Genomic DNA, 19,345 nt, shown 5'->3' on the forward strand with positions numbered 1-19,345 from the left:
GCACAACAGAAACGCAACAGAAACGCAACAACAGCCAGTTTCTATTTTCGGACTCCGCAATTGCTTCTGGTTAGTAGATAAAGCGTTTGTGCCTGCCAGGGTAGTTATTAATGGGGAAAAATCGGTCGATGAATTACTGTGTAAGGCGTTGTCGGTTTTCCTCTTTATGTTCCCTTTCAGTCAAAAAGTACAGAGGATTTACCAGATAGAAACAGCCTGGTGGAAGTATATATAGGCTTCCACCAGGCTGTTTCTCAGGCCTTCTCTAAAACTTAGTCTGAACTTAGCACTCACTATGCCCGCAGTTATAGCACTTCTTGCATCCCTCCTCGTACACCATCGTATTGCAACCACATTGAGGGCAGAGGTTGCCCGTGATGCTCAGACGGCTGAGGCGCAATGGGCTTGAATTCGAGGCATCCGTTTGAGCGCCGTTTATCCCATTAGCGGCAGACGATGAATCCGCCTGCTGCTCGGCCTCCTGTTCCAGGGATTCGACATGCAGTTCGAGCGCGCGGGCGACCGCGTCGGGCAGCGAGCGTACCTGCTGCGGGCCGAAGCCCACCGAACGACTGCCACCAATACCGCGCAGTTGGTCGGCGATTTCCTTGACACGGTCAGTCTGCGAGAGCGGGCTGAGGATGCGCAGGTTTAAGGAGATCAGACGACCCAACGCCTCCGCCAGGGCTGCTATATCGCTGCCGGCCTTGCCAACGTTGACAAACACTTCCAATGGCCCATGCTCGTCGCTGTTGATTGTGACGTTGATCTTCCCCTCCGGCGCGTTCACCTGGCGCGTGTATCCCTGCACGACCGGCGGTCGCGGCTTGACCCCCTGCTGGATCGAAGTCACCGGCGTCATTACGGCGGCCTGCTGCTCCTGCGGTTCCGGTTTCTTCTCCTCGATATGCGAAAGCACGCCCACACGCGAGCCGTCACGCATATAGGTGATGCCCTTGCAGCCCAGTTCGTATGCCAGCCGGTAGAGCGTCTGCACATCTTCTACCGTATGGCTGTTGGGTGCGTTGACCGTCTTGCTGATACTGGAGTCCGTATACTTCTGGATGGTTGCCTGCACGCGCACGTGTTCTTCAGGCGTCAGGTCGTTCGCGGAGACGAAGTATTTCGGCGTTGGCTCGTCTGGATGCTTCTCGCGCCACTCCTGTAACAGTGGATGATACAGGATATGCTCGCCCGTGCGGTCACGACGCACCATCGCGAAGTCGTACACCGGCTCGATGCCCGAACTTACGCCTGAAAGCAGGCTCGTCGTACCCGTCGGAGCCTGCGTCAGCAGGACGGCGTTGCGAATGCCCTGCTTTCTGATCTTCTCCTGGATGGCCTTGGGCAACTTCTGGATGAACTTGCCCTGCATATACTTGTCGCGCTCGAAACTGGGGAACGAGCCTTTTTCGACGGCAATATCGGCGGAAGCCTCGTATGCCGCGTCGCGAATGGTGCTATAGATGCGCTCGATCACCGGAATCGACTCTTCGCTGCCATAGGCCACTTTCATCTTAATCAGCGCGTCTGCCAGCCCCATCGTCCCCAGGCCGGTACGTCTCGTGCCAAGTTGCGCCTGGCGATTCTCCTCGATGAAGTACTCGTTGGCATCGATGACATTGTCCAGGAAGCGCATTGCTACCTTGCTCATTTCTGCCAGGCGCGAGTAATCCATCTTGCCGTCTTTCACAAATGCTGAAAGATTTAATGCACCTAAATTACAGACGCCCCAAGGCGGCAGACCTTGTTCGCCGCAATCAAGTGAGCAGTATCCATTCGTAACCCAGGTAAGCGTATCGGGTTCGTACAGGTCATAGACCTCTTCTTCTCGCTCGGTATCCTCAATTGAAACGACCGAAGCTGTCCACGTACCTCCGATATAATGCCAATCTTCGGCGATCTCTTTCAGACGTACTGCTTTTTCAGGATGGCTTAGACCGATTTCTGAATAGAAGCGGGCGATACCCTCGTTCATGATAACGACATCATATTTCTCGCCGGTACCATACATCGAGCGGCCATCGTACATGATATCCTCGTCGCCAGTTGCGCGATAGATGCGCCCGTGAATGCCGAACTGGAGCAGGATCAAACGTACCTGCTGTGCCAGTTCATATGATGCCGTATGGAAGCGCAGCAACGGGTTATCCTGTTTCATCAGGACGCTGCCGTCCGTTGAAAAGAGACCATCAAGGACGCCGGCCAGGAAATCTTTTTCCATGCGCATGAAAGCAGCAGGAATAGCCTTTTGTGGTGCCTTAACATTGGTTTTCAAGCCAATGCGAACAAGCAACGTTGCCAATTTGTAGCATTCTAAACGTATGGATGCATGCTTGATAGCAATGCCGCCTTCGCCAACAAAATCTTTTTCGAGGAATGTGCGATGAGTATGGATATTCATATCTGTCATCAGATTCGCGAAGGTATCATACCAGCCATCTTCGCGGGTGCCGAACGCCACAACGCACTGATAAGAATGGCTGTTCCTGATCTGTACTTCACGCAATAATCCATCGCCCAGTACGGCGCCAACGATCAGACCAAGTCTGCGATCATAAAAGTTGGCAACGTTGAGTTCGCGTTTGGTAATATACTCCATCGCTTCTCTTGGAAGGTTCTGGCGTGGTCCAAATGCTTCATTGGGTACAACCAGGACTTTATCATTTTCAGTCAACTCTGCTATGGGTACCCACTGGTACTTTTTGCCACGCACAACTTTCAGCTTGTGATCGGCGGTGCCTTCCAGATAGCCACCATCAGAAAAGTTCACACGATAAATGCGCTTAAGCCCATTGTTATATACCTTTTCAATGGGCTTTAGTCCTGCTGGCGTGCGAATTTTCATGCCTACCTGCAAGTCACGTGCGTATGTATAGCCGTGTTCAGTTGAAACAAGAGTATCGCCGGTTACACATGGATTCACGCAGCGAATATCCTCGTAATACCAGGTATTCGACAGCTTATTGTACCTGTCCATGAAGACGACGCCGGGTTCGGCGGATTCCCAGGCCGACTTGCAGATCAGGTCCCATAAATCGCGGGCGCGGATGGTCTTCTTAACCTCACCCTGCCAGACCAGGTCCCAGTCCTCGTCATCCTTTACCGCCTGCATGAACCTGTCGGAGATGGCCACCGAGAGATTGGCATGCTCGATCTTGCCCTCGGTGCGCTTGACCGTGATGAACTCTTCGATATCCGGGTGGTTATCGTCAAGCATGAGCATTAAGGCGCCCCTTCTCGAGCCACCCTGCTGTATCACATCCCCCGTCGCCACCGAATAGAGTTGCGCCCACGAACACGGACCAGAAGCAGTGCCGTTCACCGTCTTGATATAGGAGCCGCGCGGGCGTAGCGTCGAAAGATTGATGCCAACGCCGCCACCGCGCGCCATAATCTCGGTCATCGTCTTCAAATTGTCGAGGATGCCCTGGCGACTGTCTTCGGGGCTGGGAATCACGTAGCATTGCCCGGTCAGGTAGCCGTGACTGATGGTGATGGTATGCGTCTCAGGCTCAACGCAGCAGTAAACTTCCTCGTAACGGTCGGTTTCTTCGACAGACTCTACACGAATCGAAGCATTGCGTGCTGCCGGCGATTGAAGGAAATTCTCCTGGTGCTTCGGATGCAAGATATCACGCTGGTTGATAGTTGCTTTGAAGAGTTGCAGCCGGTACACGGGTTTTTCTTCCCCGCTATAAGGAGAAATCTCGCGTGTCATGGTGATACCGGATGAGACGAAGCCCGCTATAGCCATTCCTTCAGCTATGCGTTCCAGGGCTTCTCTGTCTCTATTGTAGATTGCGACCGAGCCACGTTCGTCAACATGACCATCCGTTGCGATCAGGCCTGCTACGAAGCCGCGCCAGTAAGATGCAGAAGCCGTTTTCGTGGGTAGCTTCTTCCATGTGGCGGGAAGTCCCTGAACGCGGATATGCTCTTTAGTCGCGACCGAGCCGCCGCTCTCCTTGTGTCTATAGGAGCCAAACCAGCCAGCTAGCTGTTCTTTTTCCTCAACCAGGCAGACGTGAGCCTGGTCATATTGTACGGAGCCATCGCCGTAGACAATGCCGTGCCGTACACCTTCGGAAAAGTCGTTGTCATAATCTGGAGCAGGACGGGGATTGATAGGAATGCATCTCCCCTCAAGATCGCGAGTTGTGACACGTTCGGTACCACCTTTTTCTTTGTTCACAACCCATTGGTGGTCAACGGTTGCATATATCTGGGTGCCATTGGCTAACGTGACTTTCCAGAGCTGCTGTTTGCCGTAGCTTTTGAAGAACGCGGGCCGGTAAACGCCGCCTTCGCTCAAAACAGCATGTTCTCCCTGAAGAGTACCGATCGGTACTAGCCCTTGCTTTGTATGTACAAGAGTATCAGCGCTCAAACAATTGTAAAACGTCACCTGGTGACCCGACCCGGCTCCTGCCAGGATGCGACCGCCGGGTACGAACTGGAAACCGGAGAGCGCCTCGTAGAAACGCTGTTCCCAATGCTCGCGCAATTCCTCGGTAGGCTCTACGGCAGCAATGCCACGCGCTACTCTGGCCCACGTTTGCTCGGGATAAAATTCCAACGGCTGACCCGATGGGTCCTTGAGGGAATATCTATCCATGAACACCTTCTGGCGAATCCCCTCTAACTGCGTCATTTGCTGCGGGTCTGTACCCGGCTGGGCTTTTCTGGCAGGCCCCTTCTGCTCCAACATGAACTAGCTCTCCTTCACTACACTGGTCGTACTACATGCAGGGATGCGATGCATCACGCTTACCATACCTATATGCATCGTTCGTTTCAAATACATAAGGTCATATTGTTTTGACCTACGCCACACAGTATACCTGGTAAAACGTCGAAATTCAAGGTTTTGGCACAACATATTGATTTTCTAATGTTTTCTGGCACAACATATTGATTGACATGATTGTGTGATATGATATAAGCACGTCTGCCGGAAAATCTAACGGCTTGCCATTACTCTACCACTGAACATAAACGTGTCATGTTCTATGGTATGACATCTTTACTAATACCGCCTGCTTATTAGCTATCAATTTTGGAGGAATTATGCGCGCGGAAATTATTTCCTGCGGTACCGAATTGCTGCTCGGTCATATTACCGATACCAATGCCACCTATCTTGCCCAGAGTCTCGCGGCCCTGGGCATCGATCTCTATTTTGTCTCGCAGGTAGGGGATAACCAGGGGCGCATCGTTGAAACGCTACGGCGTGCCTGGGAACGTTCCGACCTCATTGTCATGACCGGCGGCTTAGGTCCGACCGAAGATGATCTCGCCCGCGAATCCATCAGTGCTCTGTTAGGCGAAACGATGCGGGTAGACCCTAAGTTGGAAGCCGAGTTGCGATCAATGTTCGCGGCCCGCAATAGCCAGATGCCCGAGCGCAATGTCAAACAGGCCACGCTGATCCCCTCGGCGCAGGCGCTGCCGAATCCGCGGGGAACCGCGCCCGGCTGGTGGGTGCAGAAGGATGGGCATATTATTGTGGCGATGCCCGGCGTGCCACGCGAAATGTATCGCATGTGGGAGGAGGAGGTCATTCCCCGGCTTAGCCCCTATACGGGCGGCCTGATCTTCACGCGTATCTTGCGCGTCTGGGGCCTGGGGGAGTCTGCTGTCGAGGAACGCCTGCAACCCTTACTGCACAACACCAATCCCACAATTGCGACCTATGCCAAGCTCGATGCCGTCGATGTGCGTATCACCGCCAAGGGCGAAACACGCGCGGAGGCCGAGCAGAAAGTCGCGGATATGGAGGTACAGGCGCGCCAGATTCTGGGGCATTATGTTTTCGGCGTAGATAAAGCCACCTTACAAGGGGTAGTAGGTGAGTATCTGGTAGCCCGTAACCAATGGCTGGCGGTGATGGAATCACTGACCGGAGGGCTGCTATCGAGTACGATTACAGATAGTCCCGGCAGTTCTAAGCATTTTATTGGCGGTATCGTATCATATAGTCCTGATCTCAAAATACAGATGGGCGTACCACGTGAGGTGATAGAGGAATATGGCGTCATCAGCGAACAAACGGCACGGGCTATGGCACATGCGGTTCGCGAACTGCTGCATACCGACTACGGCCTGGGTATTACCGGAGTGGCAGGCCCTGATACGCAAGAGGGTAAGCCGGTTGGTACCGTTCATATAGCCATAGAAGGGCCGGATGGGGTAGTAACGGGAATGGGGCCGGGCTGGCGGGCCAGCCGCGAAGACACCAAACGTTTATCCGTGCTGGCGGCCCTCAACCTTTTGAGGCTACACCTTGAGGGAGTGAAAAAAGGGGAATAACGCCTCTTGTCAGAGCTTGAGAGAGCGTGATATCATCTGCTGAAAGGTTGGATGAAAGGAAAAACAGGTAAGAATAGTCTGTATCTCTTCTTTCCTGGGTGAGTAGCCCGTGGATACTCCACGCGAGAAGACAGAGGAACTCAAAACCAAAGACCGCGCTCGCCACAGGAAGACAGCGCGGTCGCGTTTTGGCCTAACTCGTTCATCATCACTATTTCGGCTCTTTGCCGTGTTAGGGCCAGGACTGATTGCGGCCAATGCGGGTAATGACGCGGGGGGCATTGCAACTTTTTCGCAGGCGGGCGCCAGCTATGGCTATAGCCTGCTGTGGGCGCTTGCCATCTCCGGCTTTTGCCTGGCAATTGTGCAGGAAATGTGCGCTCGCATGGGAGCTATTACCGGCAAAGGATTGGCCGACCTCATCCGCGAACAATTTGGAGTACGCCTGGCTGCTCTCGCGATGCTGGCGCTGCTGATCGCCAATACGGGAGTAACCGTCTCCGAATTTCTTGGCATCGGTGCCAGCGTGCAGGTGCTGGCCAATGATCCACATACTCCATTTGTCTATCTCGTCGTGCCACTCGCGGGCCTCATTCTGTGGTGGCTTGTCATCAAGGGGTCGTACCGGCGCGTCGAAAAAGTCTTTCTCATTATGTCGCTGGGCTTTCTCGCCTATATCCCGGCGGCATTTGCCGCTCACCCTGCCTGGAGCGAAGTTGGCCGGCAGATCATTGTACCACCACTCAGTACGAGCAGCGGCTTTTTGCTCACGGCGGTTGCGCTGGTTGGCACAACCATCAGCCCATATATGCAGTTTTTTGTCCAGTCTTCCGTGGCCGATAAAGGTATTCATGCCGGTGAATATGTCTACGAACAGCTGGATATCTACAGCGGCACCATTTTCGCGATGATCATCGCCGGATTTGTGGTTATTGCCACTGGCGCTACCCTCTTTCCGGCGCATCATAGCGTGCAAACCGCGCTCGACGCGGCATTTGCGCTCGCGGCATTTGCCGGTAAGTATGCCTCGCTACTTTTTGGCATTGGCCTGTTTGGGGCATCATTGCTTGCCGCTGCCGTTCTGCCACTTTCCACATCCTACGCCATCTGTGAGGCTTTCGGTTTTGAGCGTGGGGTCTCACGCAGTTTCAGTGAAGCTCCAGTCTTCCAGAGTATTTTCACCGGCCTGATTATCCTGGGCGTGCTCATCACGCTTATTCCAGGACTTCCCATCATCCAGGTGCTGATCATCTTGCAGGACCTGAATGCGGCTATGCTGCCCATTCTGCTGGTATTCATCATTTTGCTGGTCAATAATCGCCGCCTGATGGGACGGCATGTCAATGGGATTGTCTTCAACGTCATTTCCTGGACGACGGTCGTCGTTATCAGCATTCTGATCATACTCTTGCTGCTGAATACGATTTTCGGTGTGACGATATAATTTCAATCCCAACTTGCACTCTACCGGATTATCCATGGTATGTAACCTCTTCGTTTCGTATTTCGTATATCTTTTGTGGTACAATGCAATACAGTGAAACATCTGGTCAAGCAGAATTGAGGCGAAGAACGTATGTCCTGGAATCCGGGTGATTTTTCCGAATATAGCGAAATGCCAGCCGAAGTAGATTACTCCACCCCTGCCTATTATGAGCAGGATGCAGAGAGAGCGCCGCGTTCTGCCCAGCCGGTACAATCCCTGCAACCATTGCGATCCTACCCCGATTATGACAACGCGCAAGGTCCCACGCTCGTCAACAGCTACGACCCGGCTCCGATGAGCGAATATCGCGGGCCTACGAATCTGGAGGGCTATACGATAGATGCCGGCCAGGAGCAGCGCGAGGCCGCCAGACGTGGCACTGCCGGCGATGGCAAGAAACGCAAAGGTCTCGCGGGTCTTGGCGGTATCGGTGCCAGTATTATTGCGTTGCTGCTCAAGTTCAAGACGCTGTTATTACTCCTGTTCGACTTCAAGTGGCTGGCTTTCTTCGCGAAATTTGGGCTGGCAAGCATTACCGCTCTCATTTCGATTGCCGCCTACGCATGGATTTTTGGCTGGCCCTTCGCCATCGGCCTGGTCGCACTGCTATTCATACACGAAATGGGTCATGCGCTGGTCATGAAAATGAAAGGTGTGCCTATTGGGGGCGTGGTTTTTATTCCCCTGCTCGGTGCCGCGGTTTTTATGCGCCAGATGCCGAAAAATGCCAAAGATGAGGCAGAGGTGGGTATCGCCGGGCCGATTGCGGGCGCGATAGCCTCGTCGGTCTGCCTGTTTCTGGCACAGTTGACGCCTGGTGTGCATACGATCTGGGCGCCACTGGCCTACTTCGGCTTTTTCATCAACCTGTTCAATCTGATACCGATAGTGCCTTTCGACGGCGGGCGTGTTCTTGCCGCGATAGATCGCAGAATCTGGATCATCGGCTTCCTGGGCCTGCTCGCTTTCGAAATCTGGTCGTGGTTCAACGGCAACTTTTCCATCTGGCTGCTCTTCTTCATCTTTATGGCGGGTTCTCAGCTCTGGGCGCGCCGCCATGTTCCGAATACGCCCGAGGCGCGCGCGTACTACGCCGTACCCGTGTTCGAACGTATTGTACTGAGTCTTGTCTACTTTGGCCTGGCCGCTGTGCTGGTGTTGGGGATGTCGGTTTCGCATGGGCTGATCTTTGGGCCGGGATACTGATCAAAGACCTCTTGCTGTGCTGTAGAGCCTGATTCGTTTCTTTCCATACGCTGGCGCGCGCTTATCACGTGATAGAGGACGATGAGCTGGGTGAGGGCAAGTGTATCGCTCTGCCGCTGGATGTTACCGGTGTAGAAGCGGCCCAGGTCTTGCAAGCGATCAGGACGGAGATGGCTGGCTTCCTGCATGTGCGACCAGATGCGGTCTTCAAGTTCGCGCGCTTTTTGATGCGTGATGGTGCCATCGATTTCCAGCACATCGCGCATCGACCCTTGATAGATGGCTTCGGTGAGCCGTAGGGCCGGCTGCGAGCCATTGTGAGACATTTCCAGGACATCGGTAAGGTCGATTTTGGGGGCGTGCTTGGCCTCAATCAGGCGCACATCGAGGTGCGCCAGGTCACGCGTGCGGTAATACAGGTCGCCGCGTGAGAAGCGGATGATGATATCGGCAAACTGTTTTTGCGGCTGAATAAAAAGGCGACTATCACGACGGCGAATCTTCATTTGTTGGCGAACTTGCTCAACTGTGTAACCACGTGAAGTGCTGTCGCGCATGATTTTCCATTGCTGCAAGAGGGCAGTTTCAGGGTCGAGATAAATACGGACATGTGCCAGGCTGCGTAGTTCTTCCGTAAACAATGGATGCAGGCCATGCACGATGATGATCTCGGATGGGCAGGCGCGTTCAGGAGCGGCAAACGTACCGGTCTTATGGTCGTAAACAGGCTTGACCACAGATTCGCCGCGGGCTAACCGACGAATATGCTCGGTCATGAGCGGCAAATTATTGGCTTCAGGTCGAAGAGCGGTGATGGACTGCTGCAAGCGGGTCGCCCGGTCAAGGATGTGATAGTCGTCGAGACAGATATGTGTGATGCGGTCCTGCCCAAAAACCCGCACCATGCCATCTGTCAGTGTTGTTTTGCCCGAACCGCTGTCACCACAGATTGCTACTATGAGGGGCTGGAGAGCAGTTGTCATTCTTTGCATAGGCTAAAACTCAGCAGTATTGCGTTTGCTGTTGGGTTCTGCCAAAATCATACGCGCTACCTTTCCGAGTAATCGACTCAAAAAAAAGTTGCTCATTGCGATGCCTACAGGCGAAAACATTTGGTACTTATAAGTATAGCAGAGGGAAGCGGCTTTCAACCATATGTCACCTCTCTTATCGATCACAAATAATTGTGTGTTCTCACATTTCCTAAAGCAGCCAAATGAGGGTACAATAGAGGACGATGAGTAGCTGTCAAGATTAGCTGGTGGGAGAAACTTTTTTCTATGGAACACGTGTTACTGCAACAACTGCGACAGCGACCTTTGCTCTGCGATGGAGCGATGGGTTCGCTTTTATATGCGCGAGGAATCACCTATGAACAGTGCTTTGATGCTCTGAATTTAACGCAGCCGGAATTGATCGCGGGCATCCACCGTGAATATATCAGCGCGGGCGCCGAGATTATTGAAACGAATACCTTTGGGGCGAACCGCACGAAGCTTGAGACATATAATCTGGGAGACCAGGTACGTGAGATCAATTTCCGCGCGGTACGACTGGCACGAGAGGCGCGCGAGATCTCGGGTCTGCCGGTTTTTGTGGCGGGAGCCGTCGGCCCGACAGGTCGTCCCTTGCAGGCGCCCGATGAGCATCGTTTGAGTGAATTGCGCGCAATTTTTCGCGAACAAATTGGTGCGTTGCAGGAGGGCGGCGCCGATCTTGTGATCCTGGAGACGTTTTCGAGCCTGGCGGAGTTGCGACAGGCAGTGCTGGCGGCTCAAGAGGTGGGAGGACTACCCATTGTCGCGCAGATGAGTTTCTATGAAGATGGGCACACGCTTTCAGGCCAGTCGGCGGCACGGGTGGCGACGGTTCTCTATGATATGGGGGTAGATGTGATGGGCGCGAATTGTAGCGTTGGCCCGGCAGCGACGCTCGATGCCTTGCAGGAGATGATCGCTCAGGTTCGCCAGTCAGAGGGTGATGCGACGGGCGAACCCAGCCTGTTCTCCGCGCAGCCCAATGCAGGTTTACCGACCCGCATCGGCAACCGTTTCTTCTATGTAGCGACGCCCGACTACTTCGCGGATTATGCCCTGCGTTTTGCGCAGGCAGGGGTAAGGTTGATTGGTGGATGTTGTGGTACAACGCCACGGCATATCGCCGCCATGCGCAAAGCGTTGGATGAGCAATATGGCGCGCGTACTCCGGTAACCGCAAGCGCACCGGTCGATGTTGCGCAACTGCAAACTGTCGCACCCTCTAATGGCAAGGCCGTGATTGCGCGATTGCTCGAAGAGGAAGTCATTCTACCGCAGGAGGGATCGAGAACGCGCCTGCAAGAAAAGCTGGATGCGGGGGAGTTCGTTGTCTGCGCCGAGCTTGATCCCCCCAAGGGCCTGAATCCGGCGAAAATACTTGAGGGGGCGGTATTTTTGCAGGAAGCTGGTGTGCATTGCATCAATATTGCCGATAGTCCTATGGCGCGCGTGCGTATGAGTTGCCTTGCGCTTGCGCGTTTGATTCAGGACCACCTGGGTATCGAAACAATAATTCACTTTACGACGCGCGACCGCAATTTGATGGCGCTGCAATCGGAGCTCCTGGGAGCACACGCGCTGGGTATACGTAATATCCTGGCGCTCTCCGGCGATCCGTTACGGGTGGGCGCTTATCCCAATACAACGGGGGTATGGGATGTAGATTCGGTAGGGTTAATCCGAATCATCCGCGGCATGAATGAGGGACACGACGCGGCGGGATCATCGATAGGGGCGAGAAGTTCATTTCACATTGGAGCGGCGCTCAATTTGAATATGACCGATGAACAGCGGGAACTTGAGATCGAGAAATACAGGCGCAAGATCGACGCAGGCGCGCATTTTATTATGACACAGCCGATATACGAGCTGGCCCCATTATTGCGCTTCCTGGATCGAGTGGGGAAACCGCCGATTCCCATGTTGCTGGGCTGTATTCCGCTGCATAGTTCAAGGCATGCAGAATACCTGCACAATGAGGTACCCGACATTACTATTCCTGAACACGTGCGCTCGCGCATGCGCGCTGCCGGCGAGCAGGGGCGCGAAGAGGGCCTGAGGATGGCGCAGGAACTCCTGACCCAGGCGCGTGAGCTGGTGCAGGGCGTCTATTTGATGCCGTCTTATGGGCGCTATGACGTGGTAGCAACGCTAACGAAGATGTTGATCGAGCAGGCGGCGCAACGATAAAAATTTGACTTGCTTCAAGGAGTATGCTACACTTTATAAGTCTCCTCAGCATGTTTTTTTGCCAGGAGCAGTTTGATTACCATTTTTTGATGTATTCGAAATAAGGAGGTCCAGCCTATTAACAGGGATTTTCGGGGGAGCGACCGTCCGCGAGAGACGCGGGTGAATGAGCGTATTCGGACGCGTGAGGTGCGCCTGATCGATGAAAACGGTGAGATGATCGGCGTGATGCCCACGCCGCGCGCGCTCGATATTGCCCGCGAACGAAATCTCGATCTGGTCGAGGTATCGCCCAATGCTGTGCCGCCCGTGTGCAAATTGATGGACTACGGCCGGTATAAGTATGAGCAGGCGAAGAAAGAGAACGAAGCACGTAAGAATCAGAAGACCATCACACTCAAAGAGATCCGGTTACATCCACGTACAGACGAACATGATATTGACGTGAAGACTCGTAAAATCCAGGAATTTTTGGCCGAAGGCGATAGGGTGCGAGTCAGCGTTCAATTCCGAGGAGCGGAGATGCGCCACCCGGATATTGGACGAAAGTTGCTGGATGGAATTGCGGAGGTGTTGAAGGGGACAGCTATCATCGAGCGCTCTCCCAGTATGGAGGGCAGGATGATGTCGATGATTGTTTCCCGCGCACCTGGCTGGGAGCCGGCTAAGAAGCAGCAACCGGGCGCTCCCGAAAAGAAGAAAGCGCATCCGGCAACAACAAATAATGGAGCCACGACGCCGGCACCTGAACCCGCCCTTGTTCCCGAGAGTAACGAGGCAGCAGGCGGTGCAAAGGATATGTAGGCTTCTTTCCCTTACCGGCATATGCAGATGCACATAGCCTATAGTTGAAGAGGACACAAACTCGATGGGGCGCTGAAGCCTGGCGAACGCATGAATTACCTCTCCGTTTGTAGATAAAAATACGGTAAGAGTGTTCGGTGCGAGTAGCGGGTACGCATGCGCCCCTATTTTTTATTATCACTAAGCGGTTGACTTTTCAGAATATGGGCTACTACGATAGAAGTATCGCACTGATTCATTCTGTTTTGCGCGTAACTAATGATACCCATTGGTATGAAAACTATAAACGCTTCATGTATTGAGATATGGGAGGCCACAGGTGAGTAGCTACGACGATCCACGCTGGTATGAACAGCCCGAACATTTTCCCCAGAACGATGCAAATCAACTTCCTGCGCCAGCTGAAAATGCTGGCTCTTTGGGTCAGATAGGCTTCAATGCGAATGATACAAATGTACCCGGTCAGCAGAATTCGACGCATTCACAACCTGCATCTAATCCTTTATCGGGCAATAAGCGCAATAGAAGCCGCATATTTGGGCAAATTGTGGTGACGCTTGCCTTGATGGTGATCGCTTTTCTGGCCGGCTGGTTTGGCCACCAGGCATTCAGCACGCCAACCTTCAATGCGAATAATCCATCGCAAAGCTACTTGAGCCTGTTCGACCAGGCCTGGAACATTGTCAATCAGAATTATGTTGACCGCAAAGCCGTGAATTATAAGCAAATGTCCTACCAGGCGATTCAGGCGATGCTGAATGTGCTGGGTGATACCGGTCATACGCGCTTCCTGACACCACAGGAGGTGCAGGCGGAGAACCAGCAGTTAAGTGGCTCTTTTGTTGGCATCGGCATTTACCTGGAGCAAGACCCTAAGACACAGAATATCATCATTACTGGTACCATCCCCGGCTCACCTGCTGAAAAAGCAGGCTTTAAATCGGGCGATATTATTGTCGCCGTCAACGGTACCAACGTAGCCGGCAAGAGCCTGGATGCAATTCATTCGCTGATCGACGGACCGGCAGGTACCAGCGTTTCCATCACAGTGAAGCGTCCCTCGACAAATTCTACGCTGACGATTAAGGTCACACGGGAGCAAATCACCGTTCCGAGTGTTATCATGCATTATATTGCGCCGGATCATATAGCGGATATTCAGATCGTGCAGTTCTCCGATGGGACCTCGAGCCAGTTGAAAGCCGCGCTCACCCAGGCAAAGAAGTTGGGCGCGAAGAAAATCATTCTGGATTTGCGCGATAACCCTGGAGGCTACCTGCAGGAGGCCATCGACACCGCCAGCGAGTTTATGGGCGGCAATAAAACCGTGCTGATCGAGCAGGATAGTTCGGGCAATAGAAAAGCCGATACCGTGACGGGTCAGACCGTCGATACAACGGATCCAATTGTGGTGCTGGTGAACGGGAATACTGCAAGCGCGGCGGAAATTGTTTCCGGTGCATTGCAGGATAACCACCGGGCGATCATCATGGGGACGAAAACGTTTGGGACGGGCACGGTTCTGCAAGAGTTTGATCTTGCCGATGGCTCGGCTATCCTGCTGGGAACAAGTGAGTGGTTAACGCCGGATGGTCATTTTATCCGCGGCAATGGCATTACTCCCAATATCACCGTAAATTTAAACCCCAAGGCTACTGAAGTGACGCCTACCATCGAGAATCAACAGAATATGACGGAGCAGCAAATCCTGAGTAGCGGAGATAATCAGCTGGTGTCGGCGATTAAGTACCTGGAGGGGCATCCTTAGGAACCAGGCTTATTGTACCAGGTGCAGAACAATTTCTCCCTTGACTTTGTCCTGTTTTGCAGCACAATTGCTACATGGAGAGGGAATCTACTATATTGTTACTGCCCGGCCAGCTTACAAGACGGAACGACGGTACTATCGCGAGCAGAAAGCGCAGGAGCAACCATGAATGAGCAAAGTAAACCAACCGAAACCGGAGATAGCCGTATTCCTGACTTTGCAAGTCGTGAAGAGGAAGCCGAGTTTTGGGATACCCACGACTTTACAGAATTTCTTGACGAGCTTACCCCAACAAAAGTGCGAGTCGCTAAGCCGCTTTCTGTCAAGGTAGAGGTGCGCTTTGAGCCAGACACTGATCATGAAGTGGAAGCTATTGCGCGCGAAAAAGGATTAAAGAAATCTACTCTTATACGTTCCTGGGTACTTGAGCGTCTCCGTAAGGAGCGCCACGCGTCATAGAAATAACTCAGTTTTGGGATCAGGTCATCCGGCGTTTGTTCTACTTCATCCTGAAAGGTCTGCAATTACCTGTCCCCTGGATAGAGTTTCCCTACTCCACACTCATCGCAGGTCTAATCTGCTATTGGCATGTACTCTCGGCAGCTTGAAAATATTTACTCGTTGGCGCGTGTCCCAGGAATGCTGCGATGAAGCGCGTAGCGGCAACTACTTTGTCGAGGTCCACTCCGGTTTGAATGCCCATGCCATGCAGCATGTAGAGCAGGTCTTCGGTGGCGAGGTTGCCAGCTGCTCCGGGGGCGTAGGGGCAACCGCCCAGTCCACCGGCGGAAGAGTCCACGATGCTGATACCCATTTGCAGCGCCATGAGTACGTTCGCCAGGGCTGTGCCGCGTGTATCGTGGAAGTGAACCGCGAGCTGCTCGATAGGAATTGCTCCCTCGTTGACGAGCAGGCCGATGACTTCGACAACCTGGTTGGGTGTGGCAACGCCGATAGTATCCCCCAGTGAAAGTTCGTTGACACCCATTTCTAGCAAAGCCTGCGCAACGTTTAGAACCTGACGAGGGGAAACATAGCCTTCATAGGGACAGCCGAAGACGGTGGAGATATAGCCACGTACCGGAATATTGTGCTGCCCCGCCAGTTGCACCACGGGACGAAAGTTGGTCAGGCTCTCAGCAATAGTAGCGTTGATGTTGTGGCGGGTGAAACTTTCGCTGGCAGCGGTGAATACGGCAATAGATTGCACGCCGGCGGCTAATGCGCGTTCCATACCCTTAATATTGGGCACCAGCACAGGATAGGAAGTGGTGGGCAGGCGCTTTATACTCGTCATAACAGCGCTGGCGTCGCTTAGTTGCGGGATGGCGCGCGGGCTAACGAATGACGTGGCTTCGACGACGGGTAAACCGGCGCCGGCAAGCATCTCGATGAATTGAATCTTCTGTTCGGTTGGCACGAGGGCCTTTTCGTTTTGCAGTCCATCACGGGGACCCACTTCAACAATGCGTACTGAACGCGGAAATTGTGGAGAAAACTCCTGAGATGGTCCTGGACTTGGTATCATGAGCGTTACACTCCTCGAATTTCATGATGAGAAGGCTCATCGGAATGCCTGTTGTTTTCGTGATCTGGCGGCGGAAGCATGGCGGACTTCGAATCCTCGTTCTGCCGGTTAGCAGGATTACTTTCCTGTGGCTGGTTGCGCACGACCCTGACTTTGGTAATGCGCCTGCCGCGGGTTGCTAAGACCGTATAGGTGATATTTTCGTGGGTGATGGTATCGCCTGCCACCGGTATTTTGTCGAGCTTGTCATACAAAAATCCGCCTAGCGTGTCGTAATCCTCGTTTTCCAGGTCCGTATCCATGACCTCGTTGAAATCGTCGATGCTGATTTTCGCGTCGAAGATGTATTCGTTCTCATTGACGCGTTCAAACAGGACTTCTTCGCGGTCGTACTCATCTTGAATGTCGCCGACGATCTCTTCGACCAGGTCTTCGATGGTCACGAGTCCTGCTACGGAACCATATTCGTCGATGACGATGACCATGTGGACGCGACGCTGGCGAATTTCGTGCAGTAAATCGTCGAGTTTTTTAGTTTCGGGCACGAAGTAGGCCGGTCGCACCAGTTCGCGTATGGGAAGAGAGTTGTGTCCTTCGCGCAGTTGCCGGAGCATGTCTTTGGTGTAGAGGATGCCGATGATTTCGTCGATGCCAACGCTTTCTTCATAGACGGGGATACGTGAGAAGCCACCCTGTAAGGCGAGGTCTACGGCTTCATCAACGGTGGCGGTACTGGGCAGCGTGACCATGTCAATACGCGGTATCATAACTTCGCGCACGGTAGTATCGGCGAACTCGAAGATACTATTGATCATGTCGGTCTCTTCCTCTTCGAGTACGCCCTCTTCCTCACCGACCGTGACGAGCAGGCGCAGTTCTTCCTCTGTCACGAATGGTCCGCGGTGCTTGATCTGTCCGCCAAGGAGTCGCACAAGCGAGTTAGTGATAGCGCTCAATGCCCAGACAATGGGGCGCAGGACCCAGGCGGCTCCACGCACGGGATCGACGAGCATACGTGCCCAGCGCATAGGGTTTTGCACGGCGGCGGTTTTAGGCGTGATCTCACAGAAAATGAGGACGACCAGTGAGGTGAGGATAGTCGAAATCAGTTCGCCAAGTGTGGCCGAGAAGTGCAACGCCAGGATAGTGGCCATGCTCGAAGCAACGATGACGGCGACGTTGTTGACGATGAGAATGGTGGAGAGGAAGACATTCGGTTGAGTAAGCAGATGATCAATCTGAATCGCTTTGCGATCACCCTCTTCGACCTGGTTTTTAAGCTTGATGCGGCTGATGGAGGTAAAAGCGGTTTCCGCGGCGGAGGCCATGCCGGCGAGTATGAGTGATAAGATGAGTACAAAGATTTGGATCCAGGTTCCACTATCAATTTGTGGAGCCTGTGTATTGATGGCAGCGTGGATGACTGCAGAGGCACTTGCCAGTATTCTGGCTAAGCCAGGGCCGTCCATAACTATACTACTCCTTTTCGCCACTCTCCGCCCTGGAGCGATCTACGGGGCTATCAACGGAATAACTCACAGAGCCATCGTTAGAGTTTCCCGTGCTATCGATAGGCTGGCGCGTGCGCAAAAAACGCGCCGGGACACCAACAACCACAGCCCCAGGAGGCACGTCGCGATTGACGACGGAACCGGCTCCTGTCTGCGCATATTCACCGACGGTAACAGGAGCTACTAACATTGTATCACTTCCAATGGACGCCCATGCGCCGATCTCGGTATGATTTTTATGTATGCCATCGTAATTGACGGTGATGGTGCCTGCGCCAATGTTGACATGCTCGCCCAGAGTGGCATCACCAATATAGCTGAAGTGATGAATGTCGGTTTCCGAACCAATATAGGAGTTTTTGACTTCTCCAAAGTTACCCATACGTACATTACGTGCCAGGTACGCGCCTGGACGACAATGACTGAAAGGACCGATACTGACGCCATCTTCAAAAGTGGTTTCTTCCAGCACGGAATTGCGGACGATGCAGTGGTCGCCGATGGTGGATTGATCAATAGTGGTGCCGGGTCCAATACGACAGTGGGAACCGATGCTTGATTTGCCGGTGATGATGGTGCCGGGCAATATGATTGTATCCATGCCGATTTCTACTTCCACTCCGATATAGGTAGTGGCAGGATCAATGATGGTGACGCCATTGTACATGTGGCGCTCGAGGATGCGACGGCGCAGGAGCTGCTCAACGGCGGCGAGCTGGACGCGGTCGTTAATGCCCATGGTTTCGTCGAGGGAGCCGCTGACGGTGATGATGGTGCGCTGTTGCGAGCTGGCGATGGCGACAAGGTCAGTAAGGTAGTATTCTCCGGAGGGGTTGCGCGGCAGGTTGTGCAAAGCCGGCCAGAGCCAGCTTCGATCAAAGCAATAGACGCCGGAATTAACTTCGCGGATGCGTTTCTGTTCTTCGGTAGCGCGTTTCACCTCGACGATCTCACGCGCCTGGTCCTGGTCGTCACGGATGATACGACCGAAATCAGATGGCAGATCGGTGATGGAGGTTAAGAATGTGATGGTGGCCCGCTGCTTGAAATGTTCGATCAGGATGCGAGCAAGTATTTCGTTGCTAATGAGAGGGGTATCGCCGTAGCAGACAAGGACGGCTTGCGGTTGGGGCTGCAGGCCGTCAATGGTTTGCTGCGCAGCGAGAACGGCGTGTCCTGTCCCAAGTTGTTCTGACTGAATAGCGTAGAGGCAGCGGTCGCCAAGAGTCGCTTCAACCTGCTCTGCTCCATAGCCGAGGACGACGATGGGGCGATCAGCAGAGGGGCTGGCAAGGTGCGGCGAGAAGGCTGAAGCGGATGGAATGGTTTCGACAGCATTGAGTACGTGCGCAATGAGCGGCAGGCCCGCCACCTGGTGAAGGACCTTCGGTAAAGTTGAACGCATCCGTGTGCCCTTGCCGGCGGCAAGCACGACGGCCGCATACGTGTTCATAATAAAGTTCACAAACCTTTTTTGCTCTATTTTTTGAGGTGGTATCACAG

General features: G+C 53.5%; 12 protein-coding genes. 7 read left to right on the forward strand and 5 right to left on the reverse strand.

All coding sequences use genetic code 11. From position 1 onward, the window contains the following. Positions 1 to 283: 283 nt before the first annotated feature. Positions 284 to 4,711, reverse strand: a complete 4,428-nt coding sequence (locus VFA09_13360) for an LAGLIDADG family homing endonuclease (GenBank protein HZU68258.1) — start codon at positions 4,709 to 4,711, stop codon at positions 284 to 286. Positions 4,712 to 5,070: 359 nt separating this feature from the next. Between VFA09_13360 and VFA09_13365 the strand changes: the two genes are divergently transcribed. From VFA09_13365 to VFA09_13375, 3 genes are all read left to right on the forward strand, one after another. Then, complete coding sequence (locus tag VFA09_13365; GenBank protein ID HZU68259.1) at positions 5,071 to 6,312, forward strand: competence/damage-inducible protein A; 1,242 nt, start codon at positions 5,071 to 5,073, stop codon at positions 6,310 to 6,312. A gap of 109 nt (positions 6,313 to 6,421) precedes the next feature. Then, on the forward strand, positions 6,422 to 7,756 hold the full coding sequence (locus VFA09_13370) for an Nramp family divalent metal transporter (GenBank protein HZU68260.1): 1,335 nt from the start codon (positions 6,422 to 6,424) through the stop codon (positions 7,754 to 7,756). A gap of 132 nt (positions 7,757 to 7,888) precedes the next feature. Beyond that, a complete protein-coding gene (locus VFA09_13375) occupies positions 7,889 to 9,004 on the forward strand; it encodes a site-2 protease family protein (GenBank protein HZU68261.1) in 1,116 nt (371 codons plus the stop codon). Here VFA09_13375 and VFA09_13380 read toward each other — a convergent pair. Beyond that, on the reverse strand, positions 8,929 to 9,996 hold the full coding sequence (locus VFA09_13380) for a phosphoribulokinase (protein HZU68262.1): 1,068 nt from the start codon (positions 9,994 to 9,996) through the stop codon (positions 8,929 to 8,931). The genes VFA09_13375 and VFA09_13380 overlap by 76 nt on opposite strands. A 288-nt stretch (positions 9,997 to 10,284) precedes the next feature. Between VFA09_13380 and VFA09_13385 the strand changes: the two genes are divergently transcribed. The 4 genes from VFA09_13385 to VFA09_13400 all read left to right on the forward strand — a co-directional run bounded on the left by VFA09_13385 (position 10,285) and on the right by VFA09_13400 (position 15,262). Further along, complete coding sequence (locus VFA09_13385; GenBank protein ID HZU68263.1) at positions 10,285 to 12,231, forward strand: bifunctional homocysteine S-methyltransferase/methylenetetrahydrofolate reductase; 1,947 nt, start codon at positions 10,285 to 10,287, stop codon at positions 12,229 to 12,231. 162 nt (positions 12,232 to 12,393) lie between these two features. Beyond that, positions 12,394 to 13,035 carry a translation initiation factor IF-3 gene (gene infC / locus VFA09_13390; GenBank protein ID HZU68264.1) on the forward strand — a complete coding sequence of 214 codons (642 nt, stop codon included), beginning with the start codon at positions 12,394 to 12,396 and terminating at the stop codon, positions 13,033 to 13,035. A 319-nt stretch (positions 13,036 to 13,354) separates the two neighbouring features. Further along, positions 13,355 to 14,803 (forward strand): S41 family peptidase, encoded by a 1,449-nt coding sequence (locus VFA09_13395; protein HZU68265.1) that lies wholly within the window; start codon positions 13,355 to 13,357, stop codon positions 14,801 to 14,803. A gap of 165 nt (positions 14,804 to 14,968) precedes the next feature. Next, positions 14,969 to 15,262 carry a CopG family antitoxin gene (locus VFA09_13400; protein ID HZU68266.1) on the forward strand — a complete coding sequence of 98 codons (294 nt, stop codon included), beginning with the start codon at positions 14,969 to 14,971 and terminating at the stop codon, positions 15,260 to 15,262. A gap of 121 nt (positions 15,263 to 15,383) precedes the next feature. Here the strand turns inward: VFA09_13400 and VFA09_13405 are convergent, their stop codons facing one another. Genes VFA09_13405 through glmU form a run of 3 tightly spaced genes read right to left on the reverse strand, consistent with a single transcriptional unit; the run spans position 15,384 to position 19,295 of the window. After that, positions 15,384 to 16,331 carry a hydroxymethylglutaryl-CoA lyase gene (locus VFA09_13405; protein ID HZU68267.1) on the reverse strand — a complete coding sequence of 316 codons (948 nt, stop codon included), beginning with the start codon at positions 16,329 to 16,331 and terminating at the stop codon, positions 15,384 to 15,386. A 5-nt stretch (positions 16,332 to 16,336) separates the two neighbouring features. Then, a complete protein-coding gene (locus VFA09_13410) occupies positions 16,337 to 17,800 on the reverse strand; it encodes a hemolysin family protein (protein ID HZU68268.1) in 1,464 nt (487 codons plus the stop codon). 7 nt (positions 17,801 to 17,807) lie between these two features. Beyond that, positions 17,808 to 19,295 carry a bifunctional UDP-N-acetylglucosamine diphosphorylase/glucosamine-1-phosphate N-acetyltransferase GlmU gene (glmU, locus tag VFA09_13415; GenBank protein ID HZU68269.1) on the reverse strand — a complete coding sequence of 496 codons (1,488 nt, stop codon included), beginning with the start codon at positions 19,293 to 19,295 and terminating at the stop codon, positions 17,808 to 17,810. Positions 19,296 to 19,345: the final 50 nt, after the last annotated feature.

The sequence above is a fragment of the Ktedonobacteraceae bacterium genome, assembly GCA_035653615.1.
Lineage (GTDB): Bacteria > Chloroflexota > Ktedonobacteria > Ktedonobacterales > Ktedonobacteraceae > DASRBN01.